Annotated in this window: 10 protein-coding genes; 6 read left to right on the top strand and 4 right to left on the bottom strand. The window is 41.1% G+C overall.

Annotated features, from left to right (window positions below; all coding sequences use genetic code 11):
- Positions 1 to 181: 181 nt before the first annotated feature.
- The 4 genes from KO511_RS17710 to phoU are packed head-to-tail and all read left to right on the top strand — an operon-like array spanning position 182 to position 5,585.
- Positions 182 to 2,371, top strand: a complete 2,190-nt coding sequence (locus tag KO511_RS17710; protein ID WP_215988732.1) for an ABC transporter permease subunit — start codon at positions 182 to 184, stop codon at positions 2,369 to 2,371.
- 23 nt (positions 2,372 to 2,394) lie between these two features.
- A complete protein-coding gene (pstA, locus tag KO511_RS17705; protein ID WP_215988731.1) occupies positions 2,395 to 4,044 on the top strand; it encodes a phosphate ABC transporter permease PstA in 1,650 nt (549 codons plus the stop codon).
- A gap of 2 nt (positions 4,045 to 4,046) precedes the next feature.
- Entirely contained in the window at positions 4,047 to 4,865 is an 819-nt protein-coding gene (gene pstB / locus KO511_RS17700; protein WP_215988730.1) for a phosphate ABC transporter ATP-binding protein PstB, read from the top strand.
- Between the two features lie 21 nt (positions 4,866 to 4,886).
- Positions 4,887 to 5,585 carry a phosphate signaling complex protein PhoU gene (gene phoU / locus KO511_RS17695; RefSeq protein WP_215988729.1) on the top strand — a complete coding sequence of 233 codons (699 nt, stop codon included), beginning with the start codon at positions 4,887 to 4,889 and terminating at the stop codon, positions 5,583 to 5,585.
- Positions 5,586 to 5,612: 27 nt separating this feature from the next.
- Here phoU and ppk2 read toward each other — a convergent pair whose 3' ends face one another.
- From ppk2 to KO511_RS17675, 4 genes are all read right to left on the bottom strand, one after another.
- Positions 5,613 to 6,395, bottom strand: a complete 783-nt coding sequence (gene ppk2, locus KO511_RS17690) for a polyphosphate kinase 2 (protein WP_215988728.1) — start codon at positions 6,393 to 6,395, stop codon at positions 5,613 to 5,615.
- 57 nt (positions 6,396 to 6,452) lie between these two features.
- Positions 6,453 to 7,199, bottom strand: coding sequence for a copper homeostasis protein CutC (locus tag KO511_RS17685; RefSeq protein WP_215988727.1), 747 nt, complete (start codon positions 7,197 to 7,199; stop codon positions 6,453 to 6,455).
- Positions 7,200 to 7,383: 184 nt separating this feature from the next.
- A complete protein-coding gene (locus KO511_RS17680; protein ID WP_215988726.1) occupies positions 7,384 to 7,689 on the bottom strand; it encodes a YebG family protein in 306 nt (101 codons plus the stop codon).
- A 102-nt stretch (positions 7,690 to 7,791) separates the two neighbouring features.
- Positions 7,792 to 8,688, bottom strand: a complete 897-nt coding sequence (locus tag KO511_RS17675; protein ID WP_215988725.1) for a LysR family transcriptional regulator — start codon at positions 8,686 to 8,688, stop codon at positions 7,792 to 7,794.
- 111 nt (positions 8,689 to 8,799) lie between these two features.
- Here KO511_RS17675 and KO511_RS17670 point away from each other — a divergent pair, with 111 nt between their 5' ends.
- Both KO511_RS17670 and recC read left to right on the top strand, forming a co-directional pair.
- Positions 8,800 to 9,768: a TDT family transporter gene (locus KO511_RS17670; RefSeq protein WP_215988786.1), complete on the top strand. Its 969-nt coding sequence runs from the start codon at positions 8,800 to 8,802 to the stop codon at positions 9,766 to 9,768.
- Between the two features lie 94 nt (positions 9,769 to 9,862).
- Positions 9,863 to 13,333, top strand: a complete 3,471-nt coding sequence (gene recC, locus KO511_RS17665; RefSeq protein WP_215988724.1) for an exodeoxyribonuclease V subunit gamma — start codon at positions 9,863 to 9,865, stop codon at positions 13,331 to 13,333.
- The last annotated feature ends 77 nt before the right edge of the window (positions 13,334 to 13,410 follow it).

Below are 13,410 nucleotides of genomic sequence, written 5' to 3'. Positions count from 1 at the left end.
TTAACCTGGCTGACGAAGTTGAGTAATGGAGTCATACTCAGAGAGAGTGCAATTTAAGGCGTTATGGAAACAATCTTAATTGAGTTAATACATTGTTTTTAGTTGTTTAATCCGCTATGTAATATAATTGTCACCCAATCGAAATATTATACATGTGGGTAGTTGTAGGTAAGTGAGTGAAATGGCCAAAGCTGAATTTTCATTGCGAGAACGTGATCGCAAGCGACTAATTAAAGATCGTTTAGCTCGGTGGTTAGTATCAGCGGGCGGAGTCGCTGTACTGGCAGCTCTTGTGCTTATATTCGTTTATCTCGCACTTTCAGTGCTCCCACTTTTCTCTGATGCGAAATTGACGCCAAATGTATCGATAAAGTCAATAAATACTGAAAAACCAGTCCTAATTGGGATTGACGATTACGGAGATAATGCTTACGTAGTGTCAAAGTTAGGTTATGTTGATTTTTGGTCTTTAAGGCTTAATTCTGTAGAACCAGAGCAAAGAGTTGAACTAGCAAAGGGTTATAGCCTAAATAATTCGAGTCGTTCAGCAGATGGGTGGCTAGGTATGGCAAGCCCAGTCGGAGAGGTTTTACTATATAAGCCCAGTATGTTTAATGCTGTTAAAGGTGAGAAACGCGTATTTTCACCACAAGTTAACCGCATGTCCCTACCTTTTGATCTTAAAAATGATTCAAACGCCCGCTTAATTTCTTTCGCTTACGCAGTAAACCCTAATACCACCTTGGCTGGTTATTATGATGATCACCGAGTGCGTCTACGTTGGCAAGACATTGACCAAAATGTGCAGTCATTTGAGTTTTTACAACCTTTTCGTGACCTAGACCAGATACTCGTGACGCCTGATGGTAATACATTGTATTTACGCACTGGTTCAGAGTTAATTATCGCCAAAAAAAGAACAAAAGATTTTAAGGTTAGAGAAGTTGTTAGTCTGAATGTTGGTAACAAACAGCATATGGTTACAGGTGTTAGCTTGTTATCTGGTGGCCACTCTTTAATCGTCATGCATCAAGATGGCATGGTTTCACAGTGGTTTGATGTATTAAGCGATGGCTATAGAACCTTGAACCATATTCGAAACTTTCAATTGGCTCCTCAACTAGAGTTCTTATTGCCAGACACATATCGCAAAGGGTTTTATAGCTTTTACACTAATGGCACAGTACAAAGTCACTATACGACCAGTGAAAAATTAGCCATCTTTCAACGAATATACGACAAAGCGCCTCAACTTGTGGCCATGTCCAATAATGAAAACTATTTAGTGGCTCTTTCTGGCACTAAGTTAAACGTTGCGCATGTTGATAACCCGTATCCTGAAGTCTCTTGGTCGTCTCTTTGGCAAAAAGTCTGGTATGAAAGTTATCCAGAGCCAGAGTATGTCTGGCAAACATCGTCTGCATCTGATGAATTTGAACCGAAATTTAGTTTAGTGCCTATTGCTTTTGGTACACTCAAAGCCGCAGCATTTGCAATGATGTTTGCTGTACCGATTGCTGTATTAGGTGCTATTTATACCGCATATTTCATGACTCCTAATATGCGTCGAATCGTCAAGCCTTCTATTGAATTAATGGAAGTTTTACCTACAGTCATTATTGGTTTTATTGCTGGATTATGGTTCGCCCCCATTGTAGAAAATCATTTAGCCTCGGTTGTTTCACTCATAATCTTGCTACCAGCTTCGACCATCATTATTGGAGGGATCTGGAACTGTCTTCCTCGTGATTGGATTGGAAGAATTCCCAATGGCCTGCATGTACTTATTCTTATGCCGTTAATGCTTGTTCTTACCGCTTTCATTTGGGGGCAGAGTGATAATATCGAGTGGTGGTTATTTAGTGGTGATGTACGTGTTTACCTGTCAGAGCAAGGTATTGGTTTTGATCAGCGTAATGCGCTGGTGGTTGGTTTTGCCATGGGTTTTGCTGTTATTCCGACTATTTTCACTATCGCGGAAGATGCCATTTTCTCTGTACCCAAGCATTTGTCTGATGGCTCTTTGGCATTAGGTGCGACGCCATGGCAAACACTGGTTCACGTCGTGTTGCTAACAGCCAGCCCAGGAATATTTTCTGCAGTTATGATGGGACTGGGAAGAGCAGTTGGGGAAACAATGATAGTTCTGATGGCGACTGGAAATACTCCGATCATGGATTGGAATATTCTTGAAGGTATGCGCACCTTATCGGCCACTATCGCGGTTGAAATGCCTGAGTCTGATGTCGGTAGTTCGCACTTTAGAATTCTTTTTCTAGCAGCTTTGATTTTGTTAGTTTTTACCTTCGTTGTTAATTCATTAGCTGAGTGGGTTCGTCAAAGATTGAGAGATAAATACCGTGCACTATGAATGGCTTCTATTAGGGGCATTTGATGGGATATAAGTGGTTTAAATCAGGTTCTCCATGGATCTGGCTAACAGGTGGGGCGGTCAGTATCAGTTTATTATCTGTACTTGGCTTGCTACTGCTCATCGGCTGGAAAGGTTTATCCTATTTTTGGCCTTCACCGCTTTATCAGTGGACTAATCAGAAAGGTGAAGTCATTGTTGGCCAGCTTTATGCGCAGGAAGAGGTATCGATTCGCCACCTACAACAAATGGAAGTGGCTTTATCTTCTGAAATTGAAACTAAAGGGGTCGTCGAACGATTGGATATTAAAATTGCCAATCGTGATATTTATCCAGCTGATTTTATTTCCATCTTAGCTCAAGATTTACTTGAACCAGCTGAACCAAAGGGATGGGCTGTCATTGAACGCACTCAAGGTGGTGACTTTTATGGTCGGCCGAAAGGTTACTTTGCTCAAGGGAAACAGACCGATACCGACTTAGAAGAAAAAATCAGCCAAGCCCTGATTTTTGCTAGTGCTCAACGGATAAAAATAGATCGTCTAGTTGAAAAACAAATTCGAGTAATAAGCGCTCAATCCAATCGACTCAATCTTGAAAAAAAGAAGCGTGAAATAAACGGGCGGCTTGATTCTGATTTTCTCAAACGTTACGTTAATCAATCGCGCATATTTCGTCAGCAACTGACTGACATGGAAGCAAAACTGGATTCACTTCGGTTAGAGTTAGCAAGGCAAGGCATAGTCGTTGAAGATATGAGAGGTGATACTTACAGAATCACACTTAATGAGATTCTAGATGTGTGGTATCCAAATCAGATGTCTGCGTGGGATAAGACCTATCATTGGCTAAAACAAGTAGGGAAGTTTGTCACGAGTGAGCCAAGAGAGTCCAACTCTGAAGGCGGTGTATTTCCTGCAATATTTGGCACTGTGCTATTGGTTTTAATCATGTCTATTATCGTGATGCCTCTTGGAGTTGTGGCGGCTATTTATCTACATGAATATGCTCAAAGTAATACCCTGACTCGTTTGATTCGTGTTGCTGTTATCAATCTTGCTGGGGTACCGTCAATTGTATATGGGGTATTTGGCTTGGGTTTTTTTGTTTATACTGTTGGCGGCTCTGTTGATGATTTGTTTTATTCTGAGCAGTTGCCTGCTCCTACGTTTGGCACTCCAGGTTTATTATGGTCAGCATTGACTCTAGCTGTTCTGACACTTCCAGTAGTTATTGTTGCTACAGAAGAAGGTCTTACTAGGATTCCCAACTCAGTTCGCCATGGCTCTCTTGCCTTGGGCGCAACTCAGTTTGAAACTATGTGGCGAATTGTTCTTCCTATGGCGAGTCCGGCCATTATTACAGGGCTGATTTTAGCGGTCGCACGCGCTGCCGGTGAAGTCGCGCCTTTGATGTTGGTCGGGGTAGTTAAATTAGCGTCGAGTTTGCCTCTTGATAGCCAATTTCCATTTTTACACTTAGATAGAAAGTTCATGCATCTAGGCTTTCAGATCTATGATGTTGGCTTCCAAACGACTAATATTGAAAGTGCTAGGCCTTTAGTTTATGCGACGTCGTTCTTGTTGGTATGTGTTATCGTTGGATTAAATTTAACCGCGATTAGTATTCGAAATAACCTTCGTGAGAAATACCGAACTTTGGGGCAAGATTAGAGATGTTTTCAGTTGATCAGGCATTGGGCTATCAGATTCCGCTAGATGTGAATAATCTCACCGAAGAGCAGACTGCTATTACCATTGAAAAATTGAATCTGTTTTATCATAACACTCAGGCTCTTATGGATATTTCAATGCAAATTCCTAAAGGGCAGGTTACTGCATTTATTGGCCCTTCAGGGTGTGGTAAATCAACGTTACTACGCTGTATCAATCGAATGAATGATCTAGTTGAAGGCTGCCGTGTTGAAGGTAAAGTGAAGCTATATAGTAACAATATTTATCATCCTAAAGTGGATGTTGCTACCTTACGTCGGCGAGTTGGAATGGTGTTTCAACGCCCTAACCCTTTTCCTAAATCTATTTATGAAAATGTTGTTTATGGCATACGTTTGCAAGGTGTTAGTAATAGCCGCACTTTAGATGATGCAGCTGAAAGCTCTCTTCGTGCTGCAGCACTTTGGGATGAGGTGAAAGATCGTTTACATGAAAATGCTTTTGGTTTATCTGGTGGTCAGCAACAGCGTTTGGTGATTGCGAGGGCGATTGCAATTGAACCGGAAGTATTACTTCTTGATGAGCCTACATCTGCATTGGATCCTATATCGACGTTGACAATTGAAGAGCTGATCAATGATCTCAAAACAAAATATACGGTTGTGATTGTTACTCATAACATGCAGCAGGCTGCAAGAGTGAGTGATCATACTGCCTTTATCCATATGGGTAAGCTTATCGAGTACTCAGATACAGATTCAATTTTTACTTCGCCTTGTCAAAAGCAAACGGAAGATTATATTACCGGTCGTTATGGCTAATATTTGAGTGAGCATGTTTTTATGAACTTTGGACGTCACATATCAGGTCAATTCAATGTCGAGTTAGAATCGATCCGTACTCATGTTCTCACTATGGGTGGATTGGTGGAGCAGCAACTGTCTTTTGCAATGCAAGCGTTACATAAAGAAGACATAGAATTAGCACGTAAGGTGGTGCGTGATGATCATAAAGTTAACGCTATGGAAGTCTCTATTGACGAAGCATGTACTCGTATTATCGCCAAGCGACAACCAACGGCTAAAGATTTGCGTTTGATTTTAGCCATCATAAAAACCATTACCGATCTAGAACGCATAGGTGATGTAGCGACTCGTATGGCCTATGTTGCGATTGAAAGCCCCTCGTCGAAAGAGTGTCAGTTTCAAGTATCACTCGAGCCACTCTGTCGTCAGGCGATTGGTATGCTACATCAAGTTTTGGATGCTTTTGCACGTATGGATGTAGAATCGGCTGCCGAAGTTCATAAGCTGGATGATAAAATTGATGCTGAGTATGAAGCAGTGATTCGTCAGCTGATGACCTATATGATGGAGGATCCTAGGAATATTCCCCATATACTGCAAGTGATGTGGTCTGCTCGAGCGATTGAACGAGTGGGCGATCGTTGCCAAAATATCTGTGAATACATCATTTATTTTGTTAGGGGTAAAGATGTACGTCATTTAGGTGATCAAAGCATTGATGATGCTCTACGATAAGTGATATCCCTCGCTATTTAAGTGTTGCTAGTATTTTTCTGGGACAAAAGATTGTGCCTCGATAGGGGGGCGTTCATAACCTTGTTTGTTTAGTTCAGGCAATTTGATCTCTTGATAATGTATGTCTTGGTAATCTATCTGCTCAAGTAGATGATTAATGCAGTTTAGCCTAGCTTGTTTTTTATCGTCAGATGGGACAACCCACCAAGGACAGTTCTCAGTATCGGTTTGGTTAAACATCTTATCTTTGGCTTGCGAATACTCCACCCATCGCTGACGAGATTTGAGATCCATTGGGCTAAATTTCCACCGCTTAATTGGAGTGTTAATCCTTTCAAGAAAACGCTTTTCTTGCTCTTCATCGGAGACAGAGAACCAATATTTTATCAAGATAATTCCAGAACGCTGCAACATATATTCAAACTCAGGGCAAGATCGAAGAAATTCGTCATATTGCTCTTCAGTACAAAAATTCATAACGCGTTCGACGCCAGCTCGATTATACCAACTACGGTCAAACAGCACGATTTCTCCCCCAGAAGGTAAATGCGCCACGTAACGCTGGAAGTACCACTGAGTTTTTTCCTTTTCCGTTGGAGTTGGTAAGGCTGCAATTCTACAGACTCGAGGATTAAGTTTTTCTGTAATACGCTTTATTACTCCTCCTTTACCCGCTGCGTCGCGGCCTTCAAAAATAACAACGACTTTCAATCTTTCTTGTTTCACCCATTCTTGAAGTTTTACTAATTCTATTTGTAGCCTTGAGAGCTCTTTTTCATAGAATTTTTTATTCAGTTTACTTTTTCCCATGACGTCCCCTTTTTTACACAGGCTATCACTTTGATTATGGTAAGAAGAGCTTGAATACTAAGAATTGAGAGTTTTTACCACCTTTTGAATTGCTATTGGGTTGGTGACAGGGATGATAAAATCATCCAAGTCTTGGGACCCCATTTTTGCTTGGTTTGAGAAACGTTGCATTTTACTTGTGCGAGTCGATTTTCCAGATAGGTGGACTTCTGTTATCTGTGCTTTATCGACGATTGTGTAGACATTATCTGCATTTAGACCTGAACCTGCGATAATATTAAACCTTCCATTAGCTAGCTTTACCATTTCTCTTAAAGTATCTATGCCTTGCTCAGCATTGACACTTAAACCTGACGTTAGTAACCTTTCGCAACCAAGTTCAGCAATATCTTCAATGGATTGACGAAAGTCGATACATTGGTCGATGGCTCGATGAAAGGTAACTTCCAATGTGTGTTGTTTTGCTTTGTTAACTAGGCGACGAGCATGCGGCATATCGATTTGGCCCTTTGAGTTGAGTACGCCTAGAACGACACCATTGAGCCCTGCATGTGCTGCTATCTCTATATCCATTAACATACTTTCAATGTCATCATTGTCATAAAGAAAGTCTCCTTGGCGGGGGCGAATCATGGCAAAAACAGGTATGGTTGATAATTGAGCAGCTTGTTTCATCATACCAAAGCTGGGGGTTAAGCCTCCTAGCGTAAGTGAAGAACATAGTTCAATTCGTGTGGCACCACCTTCTATTGCTCGGTGGAGCGACTCAAGGTTATCGATGCAAACTTCAACAACATATTTCATGGTGACTGATTTGAGTATAGTGAGAAAGGAACTATGGTATCCCAAGTAAAGAAAATTTATTAGGGTAAAGGTAGGTAACGGCTTTTTATCATAATAAAAAACCGAAAGGACGCGTTCAATTATGGGCAATCAATTGCGCATTGATTTCAGCACGGCCTGTGGTTTATTTGGAGTTTGGCGAAACTTAAGCTGCGTCGTCCTGAGTTGGCGTCTCTGTGACCTCTTCAATTGGCTCGACTACTTTTTTCTTAGCAGCGGGTTTGCGTTTTGCTCCTAGAGCGAATAGTAGTTCTTCCTTATTTTGCGCCAAGAACATCGCCAAGTCTTCTTGTTTAGCTTCACTTTCTAGGAGTTCACTTTTACCCAATAGCTCAAACAGTTCATCAGCCATATCGAGCATTTTGTCATAGGCATCAGCTTCCACTTTAGAGGTAAAAGTCATTTTTTCTTCTCCGTTACGTTCTACCACGTACTTGACGATTACAGCCATGGTTGGTCCTCTAGCTCAAAAAATTAATTGGATTATTCACTGTCTTTTTATACAGCTTTTGTTGAGTTAAGTCTAGATTCGTTATGGTGATATCGGGTAAATCTAGACATTTTTTTGCCATAAATGGCAAAAATTAATGAAAGATTGTAGTAGAGGGCTCTGATATTTTTCTTTATGGACCAACAACCAGAAATACCTTTTCATATCCAGAGGTAGCTTTAATTCTACGACTCTACCATCGTGTATGGCCGGGCCTGCAGAAAGTCGAGATAAGCAGCTTAGGCCAAGCTGTGCAGAAACACTATTTATCAGCGCTTCTGTCGTGTTAAGTTGAAAGCTTTCCTGCCATTGTTCCAGTCTAGGTGCTATAGCTTGAAGAAAAAACTCCCGAGAACCAGAGCCTGGTTCACGTAGTACCCACTCACTTTGTTCTAGATCACCTAAAGAGATTTGTTCCTTCTGTGCTAGGACATAGTTAGGGGCACAGATTACACACATTTCATCTTCGCTAAATTGATTCGAAATAAGTTGAGGGTGGAGAGTTTTTCCTTCGATCAATGCCAGATCCAGCTCATAGTCAAGCAACTTTTCACAAATCAATGCAGAGTTGGAAATAAATAAACTCTGAGATTGGTGTCTGGTGTGTTGGCGAAAATCACGTAATAAATAGGGTGCGACTTGATTCCCAACCGTATCACTTGCTCCTATTCTCAATTGGCCAGTTAATGTTTTATCACTGTCGAAGAGTTGGTTGATATCTTGTGCGCGATGTAACAATTCGTCCGCTAAAGGTAATAGTTTTTGTCCTTCTTGATTAAGGATTAATCGATTGTTGACTCGATCAAACAGGGAATGTCCAATCTGTTTTTCTAGTTCTGATAAAGCCATACTTACGGCGGCCTTTGACAAAAATAATGCATCAGAGGCGGCTGTTAGGGTGTCGTGCTGAGTTATTAAGGTAAATACTTTCAGCTGTTTTAGAGAAATATTGGCGGCCATGACATTACCGTTAATTTATTTTGAACGTGTGTTTTAAATAATTATATATATATGAACGAATATCAAGCGTATTATTATTGTTGAGGAACAAAGAAAGATTGTGAGGCGATGATGATTAAAGCGACAAAAGCAAAAGTAATGGGAGCACCTACACCAATGGCTGGGTTAGCGCTCGGGATTGCCAGTTTAGGATGGTGCTGGGAGAACTTTGCTCCTTTGAATGGCTTTGGCCAGCTAGCAGGAGCCCTTATTGCGAGTGTATTGTTGGTAATACTCGCAGTGAAATTTCTTTGTCACGGTCACTTACTTCGTCAAGATCTTGCTCACCCTGTTGTTGGAAGCGTAGTCCCTACATTTGCAATGGCTACTATGGTGGTATCCAATTCCATAGGGCATTTTTACCCTATGCTTGGTGATATGATCTGGCTTGCCGCTGTAGGTCTGCACATTATCTTTCTCGTCAGTTTTGTGTATCACAGAGCAAAAGAGTTTGAATTGCATCATATGGTGCCAAGCTGGTTTGTTCCTCCTGTAGGTATTATCGTTGCCGATGTTGCTTTTTCTGGCAATCCAGATTTATTAGCTATTGCGAATGGTACTTTAATCTTTGGTATGCTGGTTTATGCTGTCATGTTGCCTATGATGATTTACCGTTTTATGTTCACTCATGAAGTACCAGATGCAGCGAAACCTACACTAGCTATTATGGCAGCTCCTGCTAGTCTATCACTAGCTGGATACCTTACTGTTGCCGCCCAACCATCCCCTGTGATTGTTGGATTATTGTTTGGTATTGGTGTTTTAATGACAGCTATTATATATCTCGCTTTCTTTAGATTATTAAGATTACCATTTAGCCCAGGTTATGCCGCTTTTACTTTTCCAATGGCCATTGGTGCTACTGCTTTATTTAAACTGGCGAGCTGGATGCAAGTATCAGGAGTGGATAGCCAATATGTACAGCAGGTGCATACTCTAGCTGGAGTTGAATTAATTATTGCTACCGCGGTTATTTCTTATGTTGCATTGAGATATTTTAACTTCTATCAACCCCATAAAGTGATAGTGCGTAATGCTTAGCCTTTTAAAGCATTAATCGGAGCTTAATACTCAAGAAACTAATACACTTATGCTAATCTGGACGCAATTGCGGCAATGATAGTGTGAGTGTATTTTGTTTACTGTCTACCATTCCAACCAAGTCGACGTTTTAAAATCCTTACTGGTCGAGTTGATTCGGCTTAATCCTTTAGATAACCCTTTTGATCAGGAACAGATTTTGGTCCAGAGCCCTGGGATGTCTCAGTGGCTAAAAATAGAGTTAGCTAAAGAGTTTGGTGTTGCAGCGAACATGATCTTTCCGCTTCCTGCGACGTTTATTTGGAATATGTTTACGCAAGTTCTTGCCGATGTGCCGCAACGAAGTGCGTTTAACAAAGAGGCGATGACTTGGAAATTGATGCAAATCCTACCAAGTTTGTTGGAAAAAGAGGAATTTTCCGCGTTAAAGCATTATCTGCAAAATGATCAAGATCAGAGTAAGTTATATCAACTAGCTGAAAAAATCGCCGACATATTTGATGGTTACCTCGTTTATCGACCTGAATGGATTGCCCGTTGGGAAATGGGTCAAGAAGTAACTGAAATACAAGGTGAGCATAACTGGCAGCCTATTTTGTGGCGAGCACTATACGATCATACGCTTTACCTTGCTCAATCCCCTTACCATAGAGCTAATCTTTACCAAAATTTTATTGATAGGCTAGCCAATGATTCTGGTCGTTGTGAACAATGGCCTAAACGCCTTTTTGTCTTTGGTATCACGTCTTTGCCCCCACGTTATATTGATGCGCTTAAAGCTATTGGTGAACATATTGATGTTCATTTAATGTTTACTAATCCTTGTCGCTATTATTGGGGTGAGGTGCGAGATCGCAAATACCTTGCGCGTCTGGCTGCTCGGCATCGCCAGCATTTGGTGTGGAAAGACGATCATTCTGAACGAGAAGGTGAATCGTGTCAGTTGAAAGGGGGTATTGAACAGAATTTGGATGATGGGTTGCATACCCATGCTGTTGGAAATAGTTTACTTGCTTCCATGGGAAAGCTAGGCAGAGATAATATGTTTTTGCTGTCACAAATAGACTCACATGAAATTGAAGCTTTTGTTGCTATCGATAGAGACTCTTTATTACATCATATTCAGGCTGACATTTTTAATCTCGAAGAGCAGCAGAATGATAATATTATCGATTCAAGCCAGCATAAACATATCATTGAACCTCAAGATTTTTCTATTAGTTTGCATGTTTGCCATAGCGCGATGCGGGAAGTTGAGGTTCTACATGATCAGTTATTGGCGATGTTTAATCTAGAATCGAGTCTAAAACCACGTGATATCATTGTTATGGTGGCGGATATCAATGCCTATAGCCCCGCTATTCAAGCGGTATTTGGTAATGCACCTGGCGAGCGTTTCATTCCTTATTCTATTTCGGATCGAACCGCTGATCAGGAAAGCCCTATTTTACATTCGTTTATGCAGATTGTGAATTTACCCAGTACCCGCTGTCTTGCTTCAGAGTTGCTCGAACTATTGGAAACACCTTCTATCTTATCTCGGTTTGGATTGAGTGAAGAAGAGTTTTTTCAAGCAAAACTTTGGGTTGAGGAGTCTGGTATTCGATGGGGTCTCAGCCTTCATAGCGGAGAAGAATTTGATTTACCTGAAACGAGACAAAACACATGGCAATTTGGTATTCAGCGTATGCTGCTTGGCTATGCAATGTCTGATTCAGCTGGACTACTAGAAACAGAGAATGGTCTACTTTCGCCTTACAATCAGGTGCAAGGGGTAGGCGCTGAGTTGGCAGGTAAATTAGCTCACTTTATTGAAACAGTTAGTGATTATCGCACTAAGCTAGCTTTAACCCAATCAATTGAAAACTGGCGTGAAATATTGACCTTGGCTTTAGATGACTTTTTTAAGGTCGATTTAGAAGGTGAAGCGGTACTTAAGTCAATTCGCGATACATTATCCGGATTGAATGAGCAAATTAAAGAGGCAGCATATCAACAAGAATTGACGCCCAATATTGTCTCTCAATACCTTAAAAATAAACTTTCTACAACACGAGTGAGCCAACGTTTTCTTGCAGGGCAGGTTAATTTTTGTACCTTAATGCCGATGCGTTCAATTCCGTTTCGAACTGTATGCCTGTTGGGAATGAATGATGGAGTCTACCCGCGTAGTGTGCCACCAGAAAGTTTTGACCTTATGAATGGTCGTTCTAGGCCCGGTGACCGTTCACGTCGTGATGATGATCGTTATCTTTTTCTAGAAGCTTTATTATCTGCTCAGCATAAGCTTTATATCAGTTATATAGGCCGCTCGATTCAAGATAATACCGAGCGAGTCCCCTCAGTATTGGTCTCTGAATTGATGGAGTATTGTCAGCAGAACTTCTGTTTGAAAGGCGATGAGACGCTAAGTGTTGATCAGTCTGGAAAGCGCTTACTTGCCGCTATTCGAAGTCTGCATTCTATGGTTCCATTTAGTCCTAGTGCCTTTTCTGCGCACAATACTAGCTATGCCAAAGAATGGTTACCTGCTGCTAACCGCCAAGGTCTAGTTGGTGGGCAATTCAACTGTCAGTTAAGTGAATACTTACTTGATGCTGTTTTCCCTCAGGAGCTGGATTTAGTGGAACTACAGCGCTTTTGGCGAATGCCGGTTCAATACTTTTTTAACCGTCGTTTAAAAGTGGAATTTGAACCACCACTATCTGTCATTGAAGATGATGAGCCTTTTGTATTAAATGGGCTGGAAAGCTATCAAATGCGAGATGGTTTACTCGAAATGCTGCTTGAAGCTCAGCTCAAAGGTAATGCAGATCAGCAAGTCATCATTGAAGAATTTATTGCTCAGCAGCGGGCTCAGGGTAAGTTACCTGTTGGGGCTTTTGGTGATATTGAGTTTGAAACGAATCGTGTTCAAGCGCAGGAATTAGTTGAAAAACTGCTTTGGCTTTGCAGCTGTGAAATAGAAGATCGAGAAGTTAAATTATCTTTTGATATTTTGGGAGAGGGTAAGCCAATTGAACTTACAGGATGGCTGACTCAGAACTACCGCTCAGGTTTAGTACGTTTTCGTAGTGGCCGGATAAGGGCTCAGGATTATTTATCGACTTGGATAGATCATCTGGCAATGAATGCAATGGGGCATAACCAGTGTACCCATATGGTGGGATATGATCGTAAAGAGGGGATTATTCACCTGACTTTTCCTGCAATAGTGGATCCGAGTCGTGCTAAGTCTAATCTTGGTGAGTTGATTTGCCTCTATTATCAAGGGATGACGACTCCTTTGGCTTACTTCCCATCAACGGTTTTAGCGTGTGTTGAAGCTGGATTCAGTCGAGGAAGCTGGTCTGAGAATGAAGAAAAATCTTTGAAGAAAATGGCTGAGAAATTTAACGATGGCTACCAAATGGTTGGGAGAAAAAAACTAGGTGAAGGTTCCAATGCTTATATTTCCAGAATTTGGCCAAAGTGGAGTGATGAGCTTGCATTACAAGTAAGAGATTTAGCGACTTTGGTTATGCAAGCTCCAAGGTTAGCGGTGCAAGATAATTGTAGTGAATAACCTCGTTATGTTATGAGCGAATTGGTTGTTATTTAATATCGTTTAATTTACGTGTCTTTATTGGAATAAATGAAGGG

Source organism: Vibrio hepatarius (genome assembly GCF_018860525.1).
In the GTDB taxonomy this organism is placed as follows: domain Bacteria; phylum Pseudomonadota; class Gammaproteobacteria; order Enterobacterales; family Vibrionaceae; genus Vibrio; species Vibrio hepatarius_B.
The sequence above is the reverse complement of the archived record's forward strand: the minus strand, read 5'-3'. Positions and strand labels throughout refer to the sequence as shown.